19 protein-coding genes and 4 pseudogenes are annotated in these 25330 nt (G+C 54.8%); 3 read left to right on the top strand and 20 right to left on the bottom strand.

Translation table 11 applies throughout. From position 1 onward, the window contains the following. Positions 1 to 74 precede the first annotated feature (74 nt). The gene (proS, locus tag JNO11_RS03185; protein ID WP_325176918.1) at positions 75 to 1793 is read left to right on the top strand and encodes a proline--tRNA ligase; all 1719 of its coding nucleotides are present in this window, start codon (positions 75 to 77) and stop codon (positions 1791 to 1793) included. A 233-nt stretch (positions 1794 to 2026) separates the two neighbouring features. Here the strand turns inward: proS and arfB are convergent, their stop codons facing one another. Continuing rightward, entirely contained in the window at positions 2027 to 2437 is a 411-nt protein-coding gene (arfB, locus tag JNO11_RS03180) for an alternative ribosome rescue aminoacyl-tRNA hydrolase ArfB (RefSeq protein WP_325176917.1), read from the bottom strand. Between the two features lie 217 nt (positions 2438 to 2654). Between arfB and JNO11_RS03175 the strand changes: the two genes are divergently transcribed. Then, a complete protein-coding gene (locus JNO11_RS03175; RefSeq protein WP_010254172.1) occupies positions 2655 to 2855 on the top strand; it encodes a YaeP family protein in 201 nt (66 codons plus the stop codon). After that, entirely contained in the window at positions 2842 to 3102 is a 261-nt protein-coding gene (gene rof, locus JNO11_RS03170) for a Rho-binding antiterminator (protein WP_010254167.1), read from the top strand. Before JNO11_RS03175 ends, rof begins: the two co-directional genes overlap by 14 nt. Positions 3103 to 3142: 40 nt before the next feature. Here the strand turns inward: rof and JNO11_RS03165 are convergent, their stop codons facing one another. The 19 genes and pseudogenes from JNO11_RS03165 to pyrH form a co-directional block, all read right to left on the bottom strand. Then, positions 3143 to 3451: a cytochrome c gene (locus JNO11_RS03165; protein WP_010254164.1), complete on the bottom strand. Its 309-nt coding sequence runs from the start codon at positions 3449 to 3451 to the stop codon at positions 3143 to 3145. Next, positions 3451 to 4772 (bottom strand): annotated as a pseudogene (tilS, locus tag JNO11_RS03160) (tRNA lysidine(34) synthetase TilS). The gene JNO11_RS03165 and the pseudogene tilS overlap by 1 nt, the downstream one beginning before the upstream one ends. A 52-nt stretch (positions 4773 to 4824) precedes the next feature. After that, a complete protein-coding gene (locus JNO11_RS03155) occupies positions 4825 to 5214 on the bottom strand; it encodes a VOC family protein (RefSeq protein WP_010671867.1) in 390 nt (129 codons plus the stop codon). Between the two features lie 64 nt (positions 5215 to 5278). Continuing rightward, entirely contained in the window at positions 5279 to 7429 is a 2151-nt protein-coding gene (locus JNO11_RS03150; RefSeq protein WP_010671866.1) for a lysine decarboxylase LdcC, read from the bottom strand. A 169-nt stretch (positions 7430 to 7598) separates the two neighbouring features. Continuing rightward, positions 7599 to 8555, bottom strand: coding sequence for an acetyl-CoA carboxylase carboxyl transferase subunit alpha (gene accA, locus JNO11_RS03145; RefSeq protein WP_010254150.1), 957 nt, complete (start codon positions 8553 to 8555; stop codon positions 7599 to 7601). A 12-nt stretch (positions 8556 to 8567) separates the two neighbouring features. Then, a pseudogene (gene dnaE, locus JNO11_RS03140) lies at positions 8568 to 12052 on the bottom strand (DNA polymerase III subunit alpha). A 31-nt stretch (positions 12053 to 12083) separates the two neighbouring features. Further along, the gene (rnhB, locus tag JNO11_RS03135; protein WP_022625455.1) at positions 12084 to 12710 is read right to left on the bottom strand and encodes a ribonuclease HII; all 627 of its coding nucleotides are present in this window, start codon (positions 12708 to 12710) and stop codon (positions 12084 to 12086) included. Further along, a pseudogene (gene lpxB / locus JNO11_RS03130) lies at positions 12703 to 13852 on the bottom strand (lipid-A-disaccharide synthase). The gene rnhB and the pseudogene lpxB overlap by 8 nt, the downstream one beginning before the upstream one ends. A gap of 3 nt (positions 13853 to 13855) precedes the next feature. Next, positions 13856 to 14644, bottom strand: a complete 789-nt coding sequence (lpxA, locus tag JNO11_RS03125) for an acyl-ACP--UDP-N-acetylglucosamine O-acyltransferase (protein WP_010254134.1) — start codon at positions 14642 to 14644, stop codon at positions 13856 to 13858. Between the two features lie 3 nt (positions 14645 to 14647). After that, the gene (gene fabZ, locus JNO11_RS03120; protein ID WP_003852639.1) at positions 14648 to 15103 is read right to left on the bottom strand and encodes a 3-hydroxyacyl-ACP dehydratase FabZ; all 456 of its coding nucleotides are present in this window, start codon (positions 15101 to 15103) and stop codon (positions 14648 to 14650) included. 152 nt (positions 15104 to 15255) lie between these two features. Then, the gene (gene lpxD / locus JNO11_RS03115) at positions 15256 to 16281 is read right to left on the bottom strand and encodes a UDP-3-O-(3-hydroxymyristoyl)glucosamine N-acyltransferase (RefSeq protein WP_010254128.1); all 1026 of its coding nucleotides are present in this window, start codon (positions 16279 to 16281) and stop codon (positions 15256 to 15258) included. Positions 16282 to 16284: 3 nt separating this feature from the next. Then, positions 16285 to 16782, bottom strand: a complete 498-nt coding sequence (gene skp, locus JNO11_RS03110) for a molecular chaperone Skp (protein ID WP_010254125.1) — start codon at positions 16780 to 16782, stop codon at positions 16285 to 16287. Between the two features lie 110 nt (positions 16783 to 16892). Further along, positions 16893 to 19305, bottom strand: a pseudogene (gene bamA, locus JNO11_RS03105) (outer membrane protein assembly factor BamA). A 51-nt stretch (positions 19306 to 19356) separates the two neighbouring features. After that, positions 19357 to 20703: a sigma E protease regulator RseP gene (gene rseP / locus JNO11_RS03100; protein WP_325176916.1), complete on the bottom strand. Its 1347-nt coding sequence runs from the start codon at positions 20701 to 20703 to the stop codon at positions 19357 to 19359. Positions 20704 to 20715: 12 nt separating this feature from the next. Next, a complete protein-coding gene (cdsA, locus tag JNO11_RS03095) occupies positions 20716 to 21573 on the bottom strand; it encodes a phosphatidate cytidylyltransferase (protein WP_010254111.1) in 858 nt (285 codons plus the stop codon). Positions 21574 to 21592: 19 nt separating this feature from the next. Then, a complete protein-coding gene (gene ispU / locus JNO11_RS03090; protein ID WP_010254107.1) occupies positions 21593 to 22345 on the bottom strand; it encodes a (2E,6E)-farnesyl-diphosphate-specific ditrans,polycis-undecaprenyl-diphosphate synthase in 753 nt (250 codons plus the stop codon). Between the two features lie 181 nt (positions 22346 to 22526). Then, the gene (ispC, locus tag JNO11_RS03085) at positions 22527 to 23723 is read right to left on the bottom strand and encodes a 1-deoxy-D-xylulose-5-phosphate reductoisomerase (RefSeq protein WP_022625453.1); all 1197 of its coding nucleotides are present in this window, start codon (positions 23721 to 23723) and stop codon (positions 22527 to 22529) included. A gap of 111 nt (positions 23724 to 23834) precedes the next feature. Continuing rightward, on the bottom strand, positions 23835 to 24356 hold the full coding sequence (frr, locus tag JNO11_RS03080) for a ribosome recycling factor (protein WP_213004198.1): 522 nt from the start codon (positions 24354 to 24356) through the stop codon (positions 23835 to 23837). Between the two features lie 180 nt (positions 24357 to 24536). Then, positions 24537 to 25262 (bottom strand): UMP kinase, encoded by a 726-nt coding sequence (pyrH, locus tag JNO11_RS03075; protein WP_010254099.1) that lies wholly within the window; start codon positions 25260 to 25262, stop codon positions 24537 to 24539. Between the last annotated feature and the right edge of the window lie 68 nt (positions 25263 to 25330).

Genomic DNA, 25330 nt, shown 5'->3' with positions numbered 1-25330 from the left:
CGGTGATCTCACTGGTACACTAGCCGCCAGCAAAATTCTGTCTGTGACTTTCCGATCAACTGGAACCGTAATCAATGCGTACTACTCAATATCTGCTCTCTACTCAGAAAGAGACGCCTTCCGACGCTGAAGTGATCAGCCACCAGCTGATGCTGCGCGCCGGTATGATCCGCAAACTGGCTTCTGGCTTGTACACCTGGTTACCGACCGGGGTTCGCGTGCTGAAAAAAGTCGAAAACATCGTGCGCGAAGAGATGAACAACGCGGGCGCGGTTGAGATTTTAATGCCGGTTGTGCAGCCCGCCGACCTGTGGCAGGAGAGCGGTCGCTGGGAGGAGTATGGCCCGGAACTGTTACGTATTGCAGATCGCCACGAGCGTCCGTTCGTGCTGGGTCCGACGCATGAAGAGGTGGTCACTGACCTGATCCGCAATGAGCTGAGCTCTTATAAGCAACTGCCGCTCAACCTCTATCAGATCCAGACCAAATTCCGTGATGAAGTCCGTCCGCGCTTTGGCGTGATGCGTTCACGTGAATTCATCATGAAAGATGCTTACTCGTTCCACGTTTCGCAGGAGTCGCTGCAGGAAACGTATGACGCGATGTACCGCGCCTATAGCCAGATCTTCAGCCGTATGGGTCTGGATTTCCGCGCCGTGCAGGCCGACACCGGCTCGATTGGCGGCAGCGCCTCCCATGAGTTCCAGGTTCTGGCGCAGAGCGGTGAAGATGATGTGATCTTCTCTACCGATTCTGATTACGCGGCCAATATTGAGCTGGCCGAAGCCGTCGCACCCGCTGGTGAGCGCGCAGCGCCGTCGCAGGAGATGCAACTGGTCGAGACGCCAGACGCAAAAACCATCGCGGAGCTGGTTGAGCAATTCAGTTTGCCTGTTGAAAAAACAGTGAAAACGCTGATTGTTAAAGGTGCTGAAGAGAGCGGCCACGCGCTGGTTGCCCTGCTGGTACGCGGCGATCATCAGCTTAATGAGATCAAAGCGGAGAAGTCAGAGATCGTTGCGTCACCGCTGGTGTTCGCGACCGAAGAAGAGATTCGCGCTGCAGTGGGTGCCGGACCGGGTTCAATCGGCCCGGTTGGTCTTCAGATGCCTGTTATTGCTGATCGTACCGTGGCGAAGATGAGCGACTTCAGCGCCGGTGCCAACGTCGATGGTAAGCACTACTTCGGCATTAACTGGGAGCGCGATCTGCCGCTGGCCAGCGTTGCGGATATTCGTAACGTGGTCGAAGGCGATTTAAGCCCGGATGGTAAAGGCACGCTGCAGATTAAGCGCGGCATCGAAGTCGGCCATATTTTCCAGCTCGGCACCAAGTATTCTGACGCGCTGAAAGCGTCTGTTCAGGGCGAAGATGGCCGCAATCAGGTGATGAGCATGGGCTGCTACGGCATCGGCATCACCCGCGTTGTTGCGGCAGCCATTGAGCAGAACCATGACGACCGCGGCATTATCTGGCCAGCCGCACTGGCACCTTTCGAGGTTGCGATTCTGCCAATGAATATGCAGAAATCGTTCCGGGTTAAAGAGCTGGCGGAAGAGCTGTATGCCACCCTGCGTGCTAAAGGCGTTGAGGTTATTCTGGATGACCGTAAAGAGCGTCCGGGCGTGATGTTCGCTGATATGGAACTGATCGGTGTGCCACACACCATCGTCATTGGTGATCGCAATCTCGATAATCAGGAGATTGAGTACAAATCACGTCGTGCCGGTGAGAAGCAGATGATTAAGCAGGATGAAATTGTTGAATTCCTGCTGAAGGCTCTGAATAAGTAAGTTCTTAGCGTTAATCAAAGCGGGCTGAATCTGGCCGCAACAGATGAGTTCAACGCGAAGGGAACCGGGTCAGGAGAGGAAAGCGTCCCGCGCCAGGGACGGTGCGGGCCGAGCGGCCATGGATGGCTTTAGCGACTTTCCGATCTGACCCCGTTCCCTGAGCAGGCTCGAACTCTTCGCCGCTCGCCCCTGACGTTGTAAGTACTCAAACGCCCCGCATGCGGGGCGTTTTTTTATTGCACCTTGCCGCGCATCGATTTAGTTGAACTGCGGCGGGCTTTTCCTTCCAGACGGCGCTCTTTTGAGGCGCGGGTCGGCCGCGTGGCGCGCCGGGCTTTTTCCACGGTACTCAGCTCCCGGATTAGATTAACCAGACGTTGCAGCGCCGCTTCACGATTCATCTCCTGACTGCGATACTCCTGCGCCTTGATCACCACAACGCCATCACCGGTAATCAAATGATGAGTGGCGGTGAGCAGCCGCTCTTTATAAAACGCGGGCAGTGAAGAGGCAGCAATATCGAAGCGCAGATGAATGGCGGTGCTGGCTTTATTGACATGTTGTCCGCCTGCGCCCTGAGCACGAATCGCCGTCAGCTCAATCTCACTTTCCGGAATCTCAACCGAACGGGATAGCATAATCATAAGCTCGCTCCCCACACCTTAACCACGTTGACCTCCGATAACCTGTTCATCAAATTAACCTTTTGTGCTCTGATTTATTCCGCCTCAGACAGCGGAATCTGTCACTTTAGCAGTGATTCGCGCACTGTTCCTGCTTTACGCAGGCTGATTTCCTCTAAATGGCTATGATATAGTCGCCAGTTAACCAGAGTATTTACGCTCTGCCGAGGAGGGCCACGTGCAAAATTATTGTGAGTTAGTTCGCCGGAAGTATGCCGAAATCGGCAGCGGGGATTTAGGTTACATACCGGATGCGATTGGCTGCGCATTGAAGGCACTTAATGATGTTGCCGCAAATACTGAGCTAAACTCTTCTGTCAGGGAACAGGCGGCCTACGCCGCTGCTAACTTATTGGTGAGCGACTATGTTGATAAATGAAGCGTACCAACCTATCAATTGCGATGATTACGATAATCTGGAACTCGCCTGCCAGAACAACTGGATGCTGTCGCTGGAAATGAAAGATGGCGAGCAGCTTAAGGCAAAAGCCAAAGAGATCTTTTCACGTAAGAACGTTGAATATCTGGCTATCGATCTTTCCGGTGAACATCGCGAATTACGTCTCGACCATATCGCCAGCTTCACCCATCCCGAGTTGGGTACGGTGGTTGTCAGCGCAGAGTAACCTACGCATTCAGGGCGGGACCTTTCCGCCCTGTTAAACTTCAGGGCTGCAACGAACTGTAGTACGCCGCTAAATCCGCCATATCGCTGTCACTCAATCCCGCCACAAACGCCTTCATGACTTCAGCCTGACCGCCACTGCGTTCGCCCTTTTTATAGGCCTGCAGCGCATGTTCCAGATAAGGTGCGTGCTGCCCGGCCAGGTCAGGATAGAGCGGCACCGCCGCTTTTCCCGCTGCGCCATGACAGGCCATGCAACTGCCCGCTTTCTGTGCGCCGCGCTGCGCATCACCCGCTGCCCATGCCGGTAACACGGTGACCGCTAAACAGGCGATAAGCCACTGTTTCATTATTGTTGTTCTCCTGCGCCGGATGCCCCGTCCCAGACTATCTGCCAGCCCTGCTGATCAGGGGCCGCGCCATCACGGGTGACAAAGAGAGTCGGAACGCAGACCAGCGTCTGGTTATAAAAAATTAACGGCAGCCGTTCACGCTGCCACGGCGGTATCTGTAACTCCTGCCACAGTTTTTTCATTTCCCTTCCGCCACGACGGCCCACCAGATGGACATAACCCTGTGCGTGGAACCGCACGCTGACCTGCTCATCCGGCTCAGGATAGCGCAACAGGCTCTGCGACTGGCTGGCACGCAGCGTGCCAAGGTTCTGCGGTAACGCCAGCGGCTGGCAGAGATCGGGCCATGCCAGCGCGGTATCGCGCAGTGAACTGAACAACGGCAGCCAGTAGAGCTGCTGACGGTAACGACGGAGTTCAGCCTGACCGAATCGCAGCCGGGGCTGCGCATCCTCCCGGCTCGCCATCACTTCGTCGTGGATGCGTTTCAGCGCTTCACGGGACGGCATCGCCCCCCCCCCTGTCCGGCGATCCAGCGCCGCAATAAGGCATTAGCACGCAGCTCACTCATGGCCATTAAGGGTGGAAAGTGCAGGCTGCCATCAGGCTGGATCAGCTCTGCCAGTTGCCCGGCGAGCAGTTCATCCAGCAACAGCTCCTGCTCACTGCATAACGCCGCACTGCGGGCCGTTGCCCCGGCAAAATGGGGCCAGCGCTGGTAAAGCTCAGGCAGCAGCCGCTGACGCAGAAAGTTGCGGTCGTAGCGAAGATCCTGATTGCTCTCATCTTCAATCCACACCAGCTGATGCGCGTCGGCATAGGCTTCAAGCGACTGTCGCGTCTGATTCAGCAGCGGACGCACCAGCTGATGTGAACCCAGCGTGCGTGTCGCGGGCATCGCTGCCAGCCCGGCGGGACCACTGCCGCGCTTCAGCGCCAGCAGGAATGTTTCGCACTGATCGTCGAGGTGCTGCGCAGTGAGTAACACTTCGCCCGGCTGCAGTGCCGCACTCAGCGCCTGATAACGGGCGGTTCGGGCGGCCGCTTCAATGCCGTTTTCCCGGCCATCAACGTTAACACGGAGCACTTCACAGGGCAGCTGCCACTGCGCGCAAATCGTCTGGCAATGGGTTGCCCAGCGATCGGCATTCGGGCTAAGCCCATGGTGAACATGCAGTGCCCGCAGGCGCAACTGAGGATGCTGCTGCTGCCAGCCGCGAAGCTGATGCAGCAGCACGGTTGAATCCAGTCCACCGCTGAATGCGACCACCAGGGCGGCATCAGGTTGCAACAGAGTGTCAAAAGCGGGCAAAGACATGGCAGAATCCAGAAAATCGGGCCACTGAATGTCGCCCGCTGAGCGCGCTATTTTACGCCTGATAAAGCTCCAGCGGCAAACCATCCGGATCGGCAAAGAAAGTGCATTGTTTACCGGTCAGGTCATCAATGCGAATCGGCTCGCAGATAACGCCTTTATCGGCCAGCGTCGCGACGGCAGCGGCAACATCCGGCACGGTAAAGGCCAGATGACGCAGGCCACACGCTTCGGGATGACTGACCCGCGCCGGCGGCTCAGGAAAAGAGAACAGCTCAATGGTATAGCGATCCTGTAGGGCAAGGTCGCCTTTCCAGGAGTCCCGCGCTTCGCGGTAATACTCGCCCATCAGACGGAAACCCAGTACATCACAATAGAATGCTTTGCTGCGCTGATAGTCAGAGGCGATGATGGCGATGTGGTGAATAGCGGTTAACTGCAACATGTTCAATTCCCTGATTCGGGCAGGCTGTCCGCAGACACCCTGCCGCTGATAGTCGTTTAAAGGTTTATGCGAGGTCGTTTTTCAGCACGCGGACGCGATACTCGCCCTCTTCGGTCAGGCTGGCACCGTGAATATCTGTTTCGAAGCCCGGATAATGCCGTCCAATGCTGCACAGCATCAGCAGAAAATCGAGCACCGCGCGGCTCTTCTCAGTAATCATCTCGCCTGGCATCACCAGTGGAACGCCTGGCGGATAAGGCAGAATCATATTGGCTGACACCCGCCCGACCAGCTCGCTGAGTTCCACCGTTTCGATATTGCCCTTCACCTGCTGCTGAAACGCCTGATGCGGCGTCATCTTCATTTCGGGCAGGACATCAAATGCCTGCAGCATCAGACGCGGCAGATCGTGATGGCGGATCAGCTGATGGATCCCCTGCGCCAGTGTCTGAATGCGCATATTGCGATAGAAGTCAGGATCTTCGGCATAGAGATCCGGCAGCATGTTTTTCACCCGCAGATTAAGATCGTAGGCGCGTTTGAACTCGGTCAGCCCGCGCAGCACGCTCATCGCTTTGGTTTTGTCGATACCGATGCTGAACAGGAACAGCAGGTTATAGGGACCGGTTTTCTCCACCACGATGCCGCGCTCATCCAGAAACTTCGCCACCAGCGCCGCCGGGATCCCCTCTTCCGCCATCTTCCCCAGTTCGCTCATGCCCGGCGTCAGAATGGTGACTTTGATCGGATCCAGATACATGTGATCGCGATCGGCCTGAGTAAATCCGTGCCACTCTTCGTCGCCGGGCTGGATCGGCCAGCATTGCGCTTCATCAACCTCTTCCGGCTGCCAGATATCAAAGAACCAGCTGTCGGACTCTTCGCGCAGGCGCTGGATCTCCCGACGGAAGTGCAGCGCGCGCTCCACCGAGCGATTGATCAGTCGTTTACCGGGATTGCCACGCAGCATGGCAGCAGCAGTTTCAATAGAGGAGACGATGGCGTAATTGGGCGAGGTGGTGGTGTGCATCATGTAGGCTTCGTTAAACGTCTGTTCGTCGTAGTCGCCCTTAATGTGAATCATTGATGCCTGCGAAAACGCCGCCAGCAGTTTGTGGGTCGATTGCGTCTCATACACCACTTTTCCCGGGATGCGGTCGCCACTCATGCCACTTTTACCGGCGTAGATCGGATGGAAATTGGTGTAAGGCACCCACGCTGAATCGAAATGAATCGACGGTACATCCAGTGTCTCTTTGATGTACTGGGTATTGTAGAGCAGCCCATCATAGGTGGAGTTGGTGATCACCGCATGAACCGGCCACGTGGCACGGTCGGTGGCAGCCACCTTGAGCGAAATACTCTCGCGGGTGAACTCCTGCTTCGGGATACCGCCGAGAATACCCAATGCATTGCGGGTCGGCTTCAGCCAGATGGGGATAAGATCACTCATCATCAGCAAATGGGTCAGTGACTTGTGGCAGTTGCGATCGATCAGCACGGTACTGCCCGCCGGTGCGGCATACATGCCGACAATTTTGTTCGACGTTGAGGTCCCGTTGGTCACCATGTAACTCTGCTCGGCACCAAAAGTGCGTGCAATGTACTCCTCCGCTTCAAGGTGCGGACCGGTGTGATCAAGCAGCGAACCCAGTTCGGTAACGGAAATTGAGATGTCCGATTTCAGGGTATTGGCCCCGAAGAAATCGTAGAACAGGCAGCCCACCGGGCTCTTCTGAAACGCGGTACCCGCCATATGGCCCGGCGTGCAGAAGGTGTACTTGCCCTCTTTCACATAGGTGAACAACGCTTTAGTCAGCGGCGGCGTAATGTGGTCGAGATAGTCATCGGTATATTGCCGGATATGCAGCGCGATATCGTCAGCGGCATTCAGCGCGTACTCAAAAAAGTGCAGCGGCATACGCATCTCATTGACGCTGATGTCCATCTGCGAGTGGGTGTTGATAAAGGCGTACAGCGGCAGGTATTCGTTGAGCTGATTAATCTCACCGCAGAGTTCCGGACTGTTGTGCGCGTCCCAGTCGAAGATGACGCCGCTGATACGCGGATTGTGCTCGATCAGTTTCAGCAGATCGTCACTGTTTTTCGGGTACAGCAGCCTGAAGCCTTGCAGATTTAACGCCGCGTCGAGTTCGCGTAACGGTTCATCTTTATAAAACACGCCGTGCGCGCCCATGATCGCCAGAATATTCAATGCCCATCTCCCTGATTATTGTGGAACCGGACAAGCATAACCGCTAACCCGCGGAAGGTGTAGCAAGGCGGCTATCGGATGGCGCTGAAAGAGAGGGGAATAGCGTGCGGAGATAAACCGGCGGCATAAAAAAAGCGGACCGGAGTCCGCTTTTATTGATGGGGCTAAATCAGGCGTAGCCGTAGCTCATCAGGCGCTGATAACGACGATCCAGCAGCTCTTCAGTGCTAAATCCATCGAGATCGGCCAGATCGGCCAGCAGCTGCTGCTTCAGTGACTGCGCCATATCAACCGGACGGCGATGCGCGCCACCCAGCGGCTCAGGGATCACCGAGTCAATCAGCTTCAGCTCTTTCAGACGGTGAGCGGTAATGCCCATCGCTTCAGCGGCCAGCGGCGCTTTGTCAGCGCTTTTCCACAGAATAGATGCACAGCCTTCCGGCGAGATCACTGAATAGGTGCTGTACTGCAGCATATTCACTTTGTCGCCCACGCCAATCGCCAGCGCACCACCTGAACCGCCCTCACCGATGACCGTACAGATCACCGGCACTTTCAGGCCAGACATTTCACGCAGGTTGCGGGCAATCGCTTCAGACTGCCCACGCTCTTCCGCGCCCACACCCGGATAGGCACCCGGTGTGTCGATGAAGGTGATGATTGGCATTTTGAAACGCTCAGCCATCTCCATCAGGCGCAGCGCTTTGCGATAGCCTTCCGGTGCTGGCATGCCGAAGTTACGGCGAATTTTCTCTTTGGTTTCACGGCCTTTCTGGTGCCCGATGATCATCACCGGACGTCCATCAAGACGTGCAATCCCGCCCACAATCGCTTTGTCATCGGCATAAGCACGGTCGCCCGCCAGCTCATCGAAATCGTCGAAGGCGTTGCGCACGTAGTCAAAGGTGTAAGGACGCAAAGGATGACGCGCCAGCTGAGCGATTTGCCATGCGCCCAAATCGGCGAAGATCTTACGGGTCAGCTCAACGCTTTTCTCACGCAGACGCTGAACTTCTTCATCCAGATTAACGTGTTTATCATCCTGACGACCAATTGAGGTCAGCGAATCGATCTTCGCTTCCAGTTCTGCAATTGGCTGTTCAAAATCCAGGTAATTAAGACTCATAATGTTCCTGTTCTAGTCAAACTCCAGTTCCACCTGCTCCGATCCAATCAACGAGCGCAGATCGTTAAGTAAACGATCGCTGGGCGAAATTCGCCACGCTGCACCAAAGCGCAGCTTCGCTCGCGCGTCGGCTCTCTGATAGTAGAGATGCACCGGAATAGTCCCTGATCGATGAGGTTCCAGAGACTGACGGAGTCGGTTTAATAGCTGGTCATCAATTTGCCTGTCCGTCAGCGAGATAGCAAGTCCGCGCGCGTATTTTTCGCGAGCTTCGTCGATGTCCATGACTTCACGAGCGGTCATTTTAAGGCCACCACTGAAGTCATCAAAGCTGACCTGTCCGCTGACGATCAGAATTCGGTCTTTCTCCAGCAACTGCTGGTATTTATCTAACGCATCGGTAAATAACATCACCTCAAGACGACCGGAGCGATCGTCCAGAGTACAGATACCAATTCGGTTGCCGCGTTTGGTGACCATTACCCGTGCCGCGATCACCAGACCGGCCGCCACGGTAATTTTACCCCGATCGGTAGGATGCATATCTTTCAGCCGCACCCCGCCAACATAACGCTCAATTTCTTTCAGGTACTGATTAATCGGGTGGCCGGTAAGGTAAAGCCCCAGCGTTTCCCGTTCGCCATCCAGCTGCACCTGCTCAGGCCACGGCGTGACACTGGCGTACGATTTCTCAACCTGTTCCGGCTCTTCCGCCAGTACGCCAAACATATCAGCCTGGCCAATCGCTTCCGCTTTCGCGTGCTGATCGGCCGCTTTTAACGCGTCACTGAGTGAACTCATCAGCGCAGCACGATGCGGTCCAAGGCGATCAAAGGCCCCGGACATGATCAATTTTTCCATTACCCGACGGTTGATCTTTTTGGTGTCGGTACGGGCGCAGAGATCAAACAACTCGCGGAAATAACCGCCTTCGTTACGGGCGTCGATGATCGCTTCGATCGGACCTTCACCGACGCCTTTAATCGCGCCAATGCCGTAAACGATCTCGCCCGCGTCATTAACATGGAACTGATAGAGACCGGAGTTGATATCAGGCGGCAGGACTTTCAGTCCCATCCGCCAGCACTCATCGACCAGGCCAACCACTTTCTCGGTGTTATCCATATCGGCGGTCATGACCGCAGCCATAAACTCAGCCGGATAGTGCGCCTTCAGCCACAACGTCTGGTAGGAGACGAGTGCGTAGGCCGCAGAGTGTGACTTGTTAAAGCCATAACCTGCAAATTTTTCTACCAGATCGAAGATCTTCATCGACAGTTCCCCGTCGATGCCCATACTTTCGGCACCGTCGCGGAATACAGAACGCTGTTTGGCCATCTCCTCGGGTTTCTTTTTTACCCATGGCGCGACGCAGCATATCCGCACCGCCCAGCGTGTAACCGGAGAGAACCTGGGCGATCTGCATCACCTGTTCCTGATAGAGGATGATGCCGTAGGTCGGTTCCAGCACCGGTTTCAGGCTTTCATGCTGCCACTGAATGTCGGGATAGGAGATCGCTTCACGGCCATGCTTACGGTCAATGAAGTTATCCACCATGCCGGACTGCAGTGGGCCAGGACGGAACAGCGCCACCAGTGCGATCATATCTTCGAAGCAGTCGGGCTTCAGACGCTTAATCAGATCTTTCATGCCGCGCGATTCAAGCTGGAACACCGCGGTGGTTTCCGAGCGCTGCAGCATATCGAAGCTTTTCTTATCATCCAGCGGGATAGAGGCGATATCGATCGGCTCCAGTCCCTGCTTTTCCCGGCGCGGGTTGATCATCTTCAGCGCCCAGTCGATGATGGTCAGCGTACGCAGGCCCAGGAAGTCGAACTTCACCAGGCCGGCATATTCCACATCATTTTTATCGAACTGAGTTACCGGGAACTGCCCATGCTCATCACAATAGAGCGGCGCAAAATCGGTGATCTTCGTTGGCGCAATGACCACGCCGCCCGCATGTTTACCGGCGTTACGCGTGACCCCTTCCAGCTTGCGCGCCATGTCGATCAGCGCTTTAACCTCTTCGTCCGCGTCATACATGGCGGGAAGCTGCGGTTCAGCAATAAAAGCTTTTTCCAGCGTCATGCCGGGATCGGGCGGGATCAGTTTTGAAATGCGGTCAACGAAGCCGTAAGGATGTCCCAGCACGCGGCCCACATCGCGAATGACCGCTTTCGCCGCCATGGTGCCGAAGGTAATAATCTGGGAAACCGCTTCACGTCCGTACATATCTGCAACGTGTTCGATCACCTGATCGCGCTTCTCCATGCAGAAGTCGACGTCGAAATCGGGCATCGAGACGCGTTCCGGGTTCAGGAAGCGTTCGAACAGCAGGTCAAATTCCAGCGGATCGATATCGGTGATTTTCAGCGCATAGGCCACCAGCGAACCGGCACCGGAACCACGCCCCGGCCCGACCGGCACGCCGTTGTCCTTGGACCACTGGATGAACTCCATTACGATCAGGAAGTAGCCGGGGAAACCCATCTGGTTAATAACGTTGAGTTCAATCTCCAGACGTTCATCATATTCCGGGCGTTTCTCAAGGCGTTCGGCTTCGTCCGGGAACAGGAACTCGAGACGCTCTTCCAGACCCTCACGGGATTTCACCACCAGATAATCTTCGGTGGTCATGTCACCGGTCGGGAACTGCGGCAGGAAGTATTCGCCCAGCCGGACCGTGACGTTACAACGCTTAGCAATCTCTACGCTGTTTTCCAGCGCTTCCGGGATGTCCGAGAAGAGCTCGCACATCTCCTCTTCGCTGCGCATATATTGCTGAGGACTGTAGTTACGCGGACGCTTGGGATCATCCAGCGTATAGCCGTCATGAATGGCGACGCGAATTTCGTGCGCATCGAAATCTTCTGCATTGATAAAGCAGACTTCATTGGTGGCAACGACCGGTATTCCCTCTGCAATCGCCAGTTCAACTGCCGCATGCAGATAGCTCTCTTCGTCCTGACGGCCGGTACGAATCAGCTCCAGGTAGTAGCGATCGGGGAAATGTTGCTGGTAAAACGACAGGCATTGCGAAACCAGGGCATTGTTGCCGCGCAGCAGGCTGCGACCCACATCGCCGCGCCGTCCGCCCGACAGCAGGATTAATCCTTCCTGCAATTCAATCAGCCAGTCGCGGTCGATGATCGGTCCGTCCACGCCATACCCACGCTGATAGGCACGGGAGATCAGTAGCGTCAGGTTCTGATATCCGGTATTACTGGACGCCAGCACGGTAAGCTGTGTCAGTTCATCCCCCCATCAGCTCACTGGCAACGTTGAAATCGGCACCAATGACCGGCTTTATCCCTGCGCTATGTGCGCCACCGTAAAATTTCACCAGGCCACAGAGGTTAGTGAAGTCGGTAATCGCGATAGCCGGCATGCCAAGGGCTGCCGCCTTCTTGATTAACGGCCCGGTTTTCGCCAGGCCATCAATCATCGAATAGTCACTGTGGACACGCAGATGTATAAAACGGGGTTCAGCCATATCAGTTTCCGGTTAAAACAGCGTCAGGCTATTAAAGCGTAAGGGTCTGGCGTGCAGCCAGTACTTCAGCATCGAGCAGCGCATTGCGTACGGGCGCAAAACTGCGACGGTGGTGCGGCGTGACGCCATACTGCGTCAGTTTTTCCATATGCAGCGCCGTCGGATAACCTTTGTGCTGCGCAAAACCATACTGCGGGAACAGCAGATCGAGTTCGGTCATCTCCTGGTCACGCGACACTTTGGCGATGATCGATGCTGCACTGATTTCGGCAACCAGACTATCCCCTTTAACTACCGCCTGTGAAGGCATTGGCAGTGCCGGGCAACGATTACCATCAATCAGCACATAATCGGGCTGAATGCCGAGGCCAGCTACGGCGCGCTGCATCGCCAGCATAGTGGCATGCAGAATGTTGAGCTGATCGATCTCTTCAGGCTCTGCGCGTCCCAGACTCCATGCCAGCGCCTTCTCTTTAATTTCGTCATACAACGCCAGGCGGCGCTTTTCAGACAGTTTCTTCGAGTCAGCCAGGCCGGTAATCGGGTTTGCCGGATCGAGAATTACCGCGGCAGTAACGACCGCGCCAACCAGCGGACCGCGCCCCACTTCGTCCACACCGGCAATCAGTCTGGCGACAGGATAGATAAAATCAGGCATTCACCAGCTCCAGTACCGCATCCGCTGCCTGCTCATCGGCGTTCCAGCGGATCTGTTGATGTAATTCATGAAACGTCTGCAGGAGTGTTTCTCGCTCAGGCCCGGCATGCAGCAGCGGATCTAACGCTGCGGCCAGGGCTTCAGGCTGACACTCATCCTGCAGTAACTCTTTGACCAGCTCACGCCCTGCCAGCAGGTTTGGCAGCGAGACGTAAGGGGTTTTGACCAGCCGTTTCGCCAGCCAGAAGGTGGCCGGCTTCATGCGATAACCGACGACCATTGGGCATTTTGCCAGCATACACTCCAGTGCGGCAGTGCCTGACGCCAGGAGTGCGGCATCGCTCGCAATCATCGCCTCACGTCCCTGACCATCAAGCAGATGCATCGGCAGTTCGGGGGCGGTTTTGGCTTTAATCTTCTCAAACTGTTCGCGGCGACGGGCGTTGACCAGCGGCACCACGATTTCCAGCGCCGGATAGTGACGACGCAACAACTGAGCGGTTTTCAGAAAATCGGCGCTGAGCATTTCCACTTCCGCACCCCGGCTGCCGGGCAGCAAGGCCAGGCAGAGCGCATCATCGGCAATGCCCAGATGACGTCGTGCAGCCAGCTTATCGGGTTGCAGCGGCATGGCATCCGCCATGGTGTGACCGATAAAACGACAGGGAACGTTATAGCGATCGTAAAAAAGCTTTTTCAAATGGCAGGAACGCCAGCACCAGGTCGGTGTTACGACCAATCTTAAAGACACGCTTTTGCCGCCATGCCCACACCGAGGGGCTGACATAGTGGATAGTGCGAATGCCAGTGCGTTTAAGATTGCCTTCCAGCGTGATATTGAAATCGGGCGCATCAATCCCGACAAAGACATCGGGTCGGAGTTCGGTAAAACGCCGGGTGAGATCGCGACGGATTGTCAGCAGGCGTCGCAGGCGACCGAGCACCTCGACAATGCCCATCACCGCCAGCTCTTCCATCTCATACCAGGCTTCACACCCTTCTGCCTGCATCAGGGGACCCGCCACGCCGACAAAGCGTGCATCCGGATGACGGGCTTTCAGGGCACGCATCAGACCTGCACCAAGAATATCGCCGGAGGTTTCTCCGGCGACCAGGGCAATCGTTAAGGGACGCGCTGACATGGATTAACGAATTAATCCACGGGTTGAACGGGTGAAGAAATCGTAGAAAGGTTGCACTTCGCTGTGCTGCTGTGCGATGGCTTCGATCTCCGGTTTCACTTCCTCCAGCGTTCTGCCGCTGCGATAGAGCAACTTGTAGGCGTTGCGGATAGCGTGCAACGACTCTTTGCTGAAGCCACGACGCTTGAGACCTTCGATATTGATCCCGAACGGCGTAGCGTGGTTACCCTGCGCAATAACGTAAGGCGGCACATCCTGCGCCACGCCCGAACAGCCGCCAACCATCACGTGAGCACCGATGATGCACCACTGATGTACCGCTGTCATGCCGCCAATAATGGCGAAATCATCGACCGTCACGTGACCACCCAGGGTGGCATTGTTGGCGAAGATACAGCGGTTGCCAATCACGCAGTCATGCGCGATGTGAGCATTCACCATCAGCAGATTATCGCTGCCCACTGTGGTGACCTGGCCACCCTGCGTGGTGCCGCGATGAATCGTCACGCTTTCACGGATGCGGTTACGATCACCGATCTCAACCCGTGTTGGCTCACCGGCATATTTCAGATCCTGATTCACTTCGCCAATTGAGGCGAACTGATAAATCTGATTATCTTTACCGATGCGCGTGTGGCCGTTCACCACAACATGTGACTTCAGTACCGTTCCTTCACCGATCTCAACATTCGCACCAATAAAGCAAAACGGGCCAATGTGAACGCGGGCGCCAATAATAGCGCCCTCTTCGATGACAGAACTGGGATGGATAGTGGCTGTTGGATCAATCACGAATTATGCCTCCCGGCTGCGGGCACACATCATGGTCGCTTCACAAACGATTTTACCGTCGACAGTCGCCACGCCTTTAAAGCGGGTCAGACCACGGCGGGTTTTCTCGAAAGTGACTTCCATGATCATTTGGTCGCCTGGTACCACAGGGCGCTTGAAACGGGCACTGTCGATACCGGCAAAGTAGTAGAGTTCGCCTGGCTCCAGTTTACCTACGCTTTTAAACGCCAGAATACCGGTAGCCTGCGCCATCGCTTCCAGGATCAGAACGCCAGGAAAAATCGGTTTACCAGGGAAGTGCCCCTGGAAAAACGGTTCATTAACAGAAACGTTCTTCACTGCACGCAGGTATTTGTGCTCTTCAAATTCCAGCACGCGGTCTACCAGCAGAAACGGATAGCGGTGCGGCAGCAGCTCTAAAATCTCTTCAATTTTCAGAGTATGAGTTTCAGTAGTCAAAATACTCTTCCTGTCCTAAAAATCTGATGACATCAATAACACGGCCTGCACAGATCAAAATGATCTTCCGCAGGCCGCAAATAGGTTCTGTGGCGCCGGGCTTCCCTGCTTAACATTTTTATTATGAAAGCCGGTCAGTTTTGGGATGGCGGTTAGTCGTCTTTGCCGACCTTGCGCTCGATGGCTTTTAAGCGTTTGCTCATGTCATCGATGTTCATCACCAGCGCTGCAGTTTTGCGCCAGGTTTTGTTGGGTTGCAGCGGAATGCCTGATGAATAGACACCAGGCTCTGTGATAGGACGCATGACCATACCCATACCGGTCACCGTTACTTTGTCACAGATTTCCATATGGCCGTTAATGACGCTGGCACCGCCAATCATACAGTAACGCCCAATTTTCAAACTACCCGCCATGATCACACCGCCTGCAACCGCAGTATTGTCGCCAATAACTACGTTGTGAGCGATCTGGCACTGGTTGTCTATGATAACACCATTGCCGATCAGAGTGTTATCCAGCGCACCGCGATCGATAGTGGTGCAGGCACCTATTTCTACGCGATCGCCGATTATCACCGCGCCTAACTGCGGGATTTTCACCCAGTTACCACGATCGTTGGCATAGCCGAAACCATCAGAACCGATGACGGTACCTGACTGAATCAGGCAATCCTGACCGATTTCAATTTCGTGATAAACAGAGACGTTGGCCCAGAGACGGGTACCGCTGCCGATACGGGTTTTTTTGCCAACAAAACATCCTGCACCAATGACCACGTTATCGCCCAGCTCAACATCCGCTTCGATCACCGCATTGGCGCCAATGGCGACGTTGCTCCCGAGTCGGGCTGAGGGATCGATCACTGCACTGGGGGCAATATTTTGCGCTGGCTGTGGCGTGGTATCAAGTATTTGTGCCATACGCGCATAGGTCAGGTAGGGATCTTTCACCACCAGCGCTGCGGTATTGCACCACTCCAGATCCGCTTCCGTCAGCACCACGGCTGAGGCCTTAATCAGGGCGAGTTGCTCGCGGTAACGGCTGTTTGCAAGAAAAGTGATTTGGCCAGTTGTGGCGGATTGCATAGAAGCAATGCCGGAGATGACGATATCGCCATCTCCGTGCAATTCTGCATCCAACTGCTGGGCTAAATCAGCCAGTCGAATAGATGACATGAATTATTTAACCTGTTTCAGCACGTCAGCAGTGATGTCTTTTGCGTTTGACGCATAAGCCACCGCGTTAGCGTCGATCACGACGTCGTAACCATCGCTGTCAGCGACTTTCTTCACGGCATCCTGAATACGGCTCAGCAGCTTGTTACGCTCTTCCATCTGACGACGGCGATTATCCTGCTCAAAAGACTGGGCTTTTGTAGAGAAAGCTTCACGCTGAGACATGACATCTTTTTCCATACGGCTGCGTTCGCTCGCCTTCATGGTAGAACCGTCACGCTGCAGACGCTGCATTTTGGTTTGCAGATCGCGCTCCTGGCTCTGCAACTCAGTTGCACGGCCTTTGAACTCGTTTTCCAGCTGTTTAGCAACAGTCGCACGTTGCGGTAACTGTTGGAAAATGCTGGACACGTTTACCACTGCAATTTTGTCGGCAGCCTGAACACCAGCGGAGACCGCTAAAGCAAGACCCAGACCTGCGGCACACAACAACTTTTTCACTATAAACTCCTTACCATCAACGTTTGTGTCAGCGACACAGTGTTTGCCCCGGAACAGCAACAGGTGCTGTCCGGCAGCAATACTTCAGCTATGCATCCATGCTCAGAACATTACCAGGTTTTACCAATGTTAAACTGGAACTGCTCTGACTTGTCTCCATCGACTTTCTTCATCGGCTGGGCGTAAGAGAACACCAGCGGGCCGAGCGGTGACATCCACTGCAGCGCAACACCGCTGGATACACGGATATTGTTTGGATCGCTGTAGTCAGGAATGCCCGCCGCACGCGTTTCCGCGGTATTTTCCCAATGGGTATCCCACGCTGTACCGGCATCGACAAACACCGAGGTACGAACCGAGTTAGCATACTTCTCGCTCAGGAACGGCGTTGGCGTAATCAGCTCAAGGCTGGCAATCGCCATGGCGTTACCGCCCACCGCATCGTCAGACTTACAGACGCCATTTGGATCGGCGATTCGGCAGTTCGACGAGTTGTTATTTAAGTAGGCTGCTTTCGGTCCAATGGTGTTGGACTGGAAGCCGCGCACGGTGCTTGAACCACCGGCGTAGAAGTTCTCGTAGAACGGCATCTCTTTGCCGTCGAGACCATCGCCATAACCTACGCGACCACGGCCTAACAGCACCCAGGTACGATCCTGGTTAATCGGCACATACTGCTGAGTATCCAGCGTGGCCTTATAGAAGCTGTTATCCGAGCCCGGAATCGTCACCTTACCGTTCAGGTTGGTACGGTTACCGGACGTCGGGAAGAAGCCGCGGTCCAGGGTGTTATAAGTCCAGCCGTAGTTAAAGGTGAAGTCATCTGCTGAGAAATCACCTTCATCATTGAGCTGCTGCGGCTTGCCGACCGAGTCAAGATAACGCCACATCGCCACCTGAGGCTGCATGTTTGACAGGTCATTGTGGACATAGCCCAGACCGACACGCAGGGTGTTGTTTTCGTTAACCGGGAAGCCAAGCGTGCCATCCAGACCATAACTTTTGTTGGTATAGTCAGAAAGGTCCGCGTTATCTGCTTTAAAGTCGTTGTAGAATAGACGACCACCCAGACTGACACCATCAACGGTGAAGTAAGGGTCAGTCAGCGAGAATTCAGCATAGGTCTGGTAATCGTTCTTGGTCCCGCTGATGCCCACGGTATTACCGGTGCCCAGCCAGTTATCCTGCGTGACGCCGACCTGGAAGCTCACACCACTTTCGGTGCCGTAGCCGACGCCGAAGTTAAAGGTACCGGTGTTACGTTCTTTAACCTTGTAGACCACGTCAACCTGGTCCGGCGAACCTGGCACACGCTGAGTATCCACATCAACGGTTTCAAAGTAACCGGTACGGTTCAGGCGCTCTTTACCCTGTTCAACCAGATCGCTGCCCAGCCACGCGCCTTCCATCTGACGCATTTCGCGACGTAACACGGAGTCTTTCGACGTGTCATTGCCTTCGAAACGGACGTTACGGACATAATAACGGTTACCCGCATCCACATTGATATGCAGTTTTACGGTTTTGTCGGCGTCGTTGATTTCTGGCTGTGTTGCCACGCGCGGATAGGCATAGCCGTAGCGGCCCAGCAGTTTCTTGATGTCATCTTCCATTTTCGTGACTTTGGCGCCGTTATAAAGCTCGCCTGCCGGAATCTTGGTCAGATGTTCAATTTCTGCTGAATGGCCCGCCATGCTGCCATTGACGATCACGCCAGCGATTTTGTACTGGTCACCTTCGGTGATGTTCACCGTGATGTAGATGCCTTTTTTTATCAGGCGTCAGACTGACCTGCGTTGAATCGATGTTAAAGCGTGCGTAGCCACGATCCAGATAGAAGCTGCGCAGGGTTTCAAGGTCACCCGCCAGTTTCTGCTTCTGATATTTACGATCGCCGACCACGTTCCACCATGGCACTTCATCGCGCAGTTGGAAGCGGGAAATCAGCTCATCGGAGCTAAAGGCTTTATTACCGACGATGTTGATCTGCTGAATTTTTGCAGAGACACCTTCAGTAAAGACCAGCTTCAGATCCACACGGTTACGCGGCAGTGGCGTGACCACGGCTTTCACGTTGGCGGTATATTTACCTACGCTGTAGTAGAAATCCTCAAGTCCCTTCTCGATAGAGGAGATGGTGGTACGGTCCAGCGCTTCGCCGACACGGACACCTGAGGCTTCCAGATTTTGTTTGAGCTGATCCTCTTTCACCGCTTTGTTACCGGTGAAGGTAATGCTGGCAATGGTAGGACGTTCTTTGACCTGGACAATCAGCGTTGTACCGTCTCGCAGGACCTGAACATCCTCAAAGTTGCCAGTAGCGAACAGCGAGCGAATGGTATTTCTGACATCATCGTCATTCACCGTATCGCCAACCCGTACTGGCATGCTCAGCAGAGCCGCGCCGACGGCGACTCGCTGCAGCCCTTCGAAATGAATATCCTTCACTACGAAATCGTCTGCACCGTAAACGGTGGCGCTGCTAAACAGCAGCGACGCTATGAGCAACTTTTTCATCGCCATCGTTGTTATGCGTTTTCCTAACACATCCCTCGAATGTTCGCGTTCCAGCGGTTACAAACGTGAGAAATCATTGAAAAGTGCAAGCCCCATTAACAGCACCAGTAAAATTGAACCGATGCGATAACTAAAGTCCTGAACTCGCTCGGACACCGGTCCACCCTTGATCTTTTCGATCGCCAGGAAGAGCAAGTGCCCACCATCTAAAACCGGCAGAGGGAACAGGTTGATGATGCCCAGGTTGACGCTAATCAACGCCAGGAACATCAGGTAGTAAATCAACCCATACTCTGCTGACAACCCTGCACCCTGCGCAATCGAAATTGGCCCGCTCAGGTTGTTCAGCTTCACATCACCGGTTATTAACTTGCCCAGCATGGAGACGGTGAGCTTCATCAGTTGCCAGGTTTTTACACTAGCCTCACCGATAGCCGCAAACGCGCCATACTGTCTTACCGTCTTGTACTCTTCTGGCAGAGGAACAATGCGCGGAATGACACCCGCAAATCCCGCTTTACTGCCAGATTTCGCTTCTGGCGTCATCGTCAGCGCAATAGACTCACCGCCGCGATCCACCTCAAGCGCCATGCTTTTGCCGGGGTTATCCCGGACCTGCATGACAAAAGTCTGCCACTGTGATAATGGCTGACCATCGACTTTAACGATCCTGTCGCCTGCTTGCAAACCGGCTTCACTGGCTGGCGAGTTCGCCTGCACTTCTGCCAGCGTGGTATCAATCTGCGGACCGCGTGGCTGAATCCCTAACGCGACGACCGGATCCTGCTTATCAGGCTCAAACTGCCAGTTACGCAAATCCAGCTGTTTCTGCTGGGTCGCGTCCTCGCCAAATCGAGCCACCGTTAAGGTGGTGCTGCTGTCGCCGATTTTACCCACCAGCGCCATACGCACAGCATCCCAGTCAGGCGTTTCGATACCGTCAACAGCCTTAAGTTCCATGCCGGGCGTAATTTGAGCTTCCGCAGCCACCGAACCGTTTAAAATTTCACCGATTACCGGGCGCACGCCGGGCACGCCGTGAATAAACACAACCCAGTAGGCAAAGATGGCAAAGATGAAATTAGCGACAGGACCTGCCGCAATGATGGAGGCGCGTTGCCAGACGGCTTTGTTGTTAAAAGCCTGATGACGAAATTCGGCTGGCACGCTTTCAACACGCTCGTCGAGCATTTTAACGTAGCCGCCAAGGGGAATCAGCGCGATGACAAATTCGGTGCCGTGGCGATCACGGCGCTGCCAGAGCGACTTACCAAAACCAATGGAAAAGCGCTCAACTTTGACGCCACAGCGACGAGCGACCCAGAAATGGCCAAACTCATGAACGGTAATTAATACGCCCAGCGCAACGATAAAGGCGACGAAACTCCAGAGTATGCTCAACATCTTTGCCTGTCCTTAAAGGGTGCGAAACACCAGCAGCAATAAACAGGCAAACACCGGCACCGCCGCAGTCAGACTATCAATACGATCAAGAATGCCGCCGTGACCAGGAATCAGATTACCACTGTCTTTGATGCCCGCTTCACGTTTAAACATGCTCTCAGTGAGGTCGCCCAGCACAGAGGCCAGCGTCGCGATAATCGCGCAAATCACCAGCGTACCGGTGGAAACCGTCAGTGGCGCCAGCGTCGCAAACAGCACTGCAATCAGCGCCGAGGTGACCAGACCGCCCAGGAAGCCTTCCCAGGTTTTGCCTGGTGAGACCTTTGGCGCCAGCTTGTGCTTGCCGAACATCTTGCCAAACATATAAGCACCTGAATCCGCTCCCCATACCAGCAGCAACACAAACAGCAACCACCAGGCACCGGCGAAGTGGTCGGTGTCATAGTGATACTGGCGCAGCGCCACCATGCCCCAGAAAAAAGGGACCAGCGTTAACACGCCAAACAGTAAGCGAAGGGGACGCGAATGGCGCCAGAAGGCCGCAGAAGCGGGATAGGAGAGCACCAGCAGCAGTGCAACGACCCACCACACCAGCGACGCCCAAAGAGATGTCGCGATCTGTGGCAGATGCACCGTGTGTTGATAAGGTGGCAGCGTAAACTGCATCAGCGCCAGCAGCAGACCACAAAGTACAGCCAGCCAGACGCGCTGTTGCCGTGATGCCATCCCTGCAAACTGACCCCATTCCCAGGCTGCCAGCATGCAGATAACGATGGTTGTCAGGGCGAAGCCAACAGGCGGTAACCAGAACAGTGCAGCTATTACCAGCGGAATTAATATCAACGCGGTAATCAGACGAGACTTCAGCAAAGGTTACCCCCCAGATTGCTCAGGCGCCGCCTGGTGCAGCGCCGCCAAAACGACGCTCCCGCAGAGAGAATGCATTCAGTGCACCTTCAAAAACGTGTTCATCGAAATCCGGCCAGAGCACATCGGTAAAATAGAATTCAGCATAGGCAATCTGCCACAGCAGGAAGTTGCTAATCCGATGCTCTCCCCCGGTCCTTATCACTAAATCCACTGGCGCCAGCTCCTGCATACAGAGCTGCGACGTCAGGCTCTCTTCGGTAATCTGGTCAGGTCGCAGTAATCCTTCCTGAACCTGTTCAGCCAGTTTTTTCACGCCTTCGATAATATCCCAACGGCCGCCATAGTTGGCAGCAATGTTGAGCGTCAGGCCACTATTATTTGCGGTCAGCGTCTCAGAACGGCGAATACGTTCCTGAATACGCGGGCTGAAACGGCTGGTATCGCCAATGACGCGTAAGCGAACATTGTGTTTGTGCAGGCTCTTCACTTCACTATCAAGCGCCCAGACAAAGAGTTCCATTAACGCGGTGACTTCCTGCGGCGGACGACTCCAGTTTTCACTGCTGAAGGCGTAAAGCGTCAGGGCTTCAAGATTGTTACTGACCGCAAAGCTGACGGCACGGCGTACCGATTTAACGCCAGCTTTGTGGCCTGAAATGCGCAATTTTCCCTGATTTTTGGCCCAGCGGCCATTGCCATCCATGATGATAGCGACGTGGCGCGGACCGTTTCCCTGCTGGTCATCAGTGTTGTTGTGATTGTTAGACGACATAACGCTTAACCAATTCCTTTCATCAGAAATGCTGTGGTTTCTGAATACATTGCGCCCGATTCAAATCCCGACACACTCTCAGTGCCGGGCCACACCGAATTCGGTGACAGACCGTGAAACGCGAGCCAGCGACTATATCATTTTCACCTGAAGCGAACAAATGGCCTCATAACGATCGGCATCACGACGTGAAACGCGGCAACATTTCTGTCGCCAGCGCGCGCGCAGTGCGATCGATTTCAAGGACAGCGTCCACCGAATCCGGCTCCGGACACACTTGTGCCGCCATCACCTCACTATTAAGCGCGGCAATGTCGGTAAAGCGGATCTGGTGATTCAGGAAAGCCGCGACGGCAACCTCGTTGGCTGCATTCAGCGTGGTGGTCGCCGCCTGCCCTGCATCACAGGCATCAATGGCCAGTTTCAGACAGGGGTAGCGGCTAAAATCAGGTTCTGCAAAGGAGAGCGCCGACATGCGGGTAAAATCCAGCGGCGTCACGCCTGCATTGATGCGCGAAGGCCAGGCCATGCTATGGGCAATCGGCGTACGCATATCAGGAGAACCTAATTGAGCCAGCACGCTGCCATCGCAGTATCGCACCATGGAGTGAATCACCGACTGTGGGTGGAGTATCACTTCCATCTGCGCTGCGCTGGCATTAAACAACCAACGGGCTTCAATGTACTCAAGACCTTTATTCATCATGGTGGCCGAATCGACAGAGATTTTTCTCCCCATCGACCAGTTCGGATGTGCACAGGCCTGATCTGGCGACATGGCGCTGAGATCCGCTAAATCTGTGTCACGAAAAGGACCACCCGATCCCGTAAGGATAATCGACTCAATGCCATTATCCCGCAGGTCAGCGTAACCTAACTGATGCTGGATGGTAGCCGGTAAACTCTGAAAAATGGCGTTATGCTCGCTGTCGACCGGTAGTAACTGTGCGTTATGATGACGCACGGCCTCCATAAACAAACGGCCGCAGGTGACAAGCGATTCTTTGTTGGCCAGCAGCACCGTTTTTCCGGCGCGAATGGCCGCCAGCGTCGGCAGCAAACCCGATGCGCCAACGATCGCCGCCATCACCTGATCCACCTCATCCAGCGCGGCCAGCTCACAGGCTGCCTGAACGCCGGAGAGCACTTCAGTATTGACCCTGATTGCTCTCAGTCGCTCACGCAACGCAGCGGCGGATGCCTCGTCTGCCATGCAGGCGTAGCGCGGTGTAAAGGCCGCACACTGCTCGGCCATCAGCGCCACGTTATGGCCGGCAACCAGCGCCGTAATCTGATAAAGCGCCGGGTTGGCGCGCACCACCGCCAGCGTACTGGTGCCGATTGAGCCGGTGGATCCCAGCAGAGTTAATCGCTTCATGAAGCTATCCGTGTGAAGTCAGCGTGCCCACAGGCACAATGTAAAACGCCGCCAGATGTCGCATTCATACGAATACCTCTCTGTACGGCGTTTTGTCCGGCAGTGATGGGATTAGAAATCCATCAGCTCCGTCTCTTTTTCTGACAGTGCAGCATCAACTTTCTTGATGTACGCATCGGTCATTTTTTGCACTTCATCCTGCGCACGACGTTCGTCGTCTTCGCTGATCTCTTTATCTTTCAGCAGCGCTTTGATTTTATCGTTGGCATCGCGACGGACGTTACGTACCGACACACGGCCCTGCTCGGCTTCGCCGCGCACGATTTTAATCAGATCTTTACGACGCTCTTCTGTCAGCGCAGGCAGCGGAACACGGATGTCGGTACCGGCTGAACTTGGGTTCAGACCGAGATCGGACTTCATGATCGCTTTTTCGACTGCCGGACTCAGTGAACGATCAAACACGTTGATTTTCAGCGTGCGTGAATCTTCCACAGTGACAGAAGCCAGCTGACGCAGTGGCGTCGGCGTGCCGTAATATTCGACGACAATGCCGTCGAGCAGCGAAGGTGAAGCACGACCGGTGCGCACTTTGCTGATGGTGGTTTTGAATGCTTCAACGCATTTTTCCATGCGCGTGTCAGCATCTTTTTTTGATGTCGTTAATCACGTTGAAACCCTTGGATTCGGTTTGACCTGGCCAGTTCCGGCGTAACCGGAAGCGGGATCGATAATCATCGATAATCCTGACTGGTGCGCGATGCATTATCATCGCGCTGACAGAATATACCTTATTTTATCTCGCCTCGGGTATTAATGCGTAATCAGGGTGCCTTCTTTTTCACCCATCACTACGCGACGCAGTGCGCCAGGCTTATTCATGTTGAAAACACGGATAGGTAATTTGTGGTCACGCGCCAGGGTAAAGGCCGCAAGATCCATCACTTTCAGCTCCTGATCCAGCACTTCAGCATAGGTCAGTTGCTCATACAGCGTTGCGTCCGGGCTTTTCACCGGATCCGCAGAGTAGACGCCGTCTACTTTGGTCGCTTTCAGCACGACGTCCGCTTCAATCTCAATGCCGCGCAGGCACGCTGCAGAGTCAGTGGTGAAGAACGGGTTACCGGTACCGGCGGAGAAGATCACCACGCGGTTGTTACGCAGCAGGCTGATTGCTTCGGCCCAGCTGTAGTTGTCACAGACGCCATTCAGTGGAATCGCTGACATCAGGCGTGCATTCACATAGGCGCGGTGCAGTGCATCACGCATCGCCAGGCCGTTCATCACGGTTGCCAGCATACCCATGTGGTCACCCACAACGCGGTTCATGCCGGCCTGCTGCAGGCTCGCTCCACGGAACAGGTTCCCTCCGCCAATCACCACGCCAACCTGGATGCCCAGTTCAACCAGCTCTTTTACCTCTTGTGCCATGCGGTCAAGCACACTCGCGTCGATACCAAAACCTTCAGCGCCTTGCAGGGCTTCGCCGCTGAGTTTAAGCAGGATACGTTGATAAACAGGTTTTGCGTTGGTCGCCATGGTCAGTTCTTCCTGGAAGATTGGGTGTAAAGGAGAAGTAAATTCTGATCGATCATCCGCTTACCGCA

The sequence above is a fragment of the Pantoea sp. 1B4 genome (genome assembly GCF_016925765.1).
Lineage (GTDB): Bacteria > Pseudomonadota > Gammaproteobacteria > Enterobacterales > Enterobacteriaceae > Pantoea > Pantoea agglomerans.
Note: the sequence above shows the minus strand (reverse complement) of the source record. Positions and strands in the feature narration are given on the sequence as shown.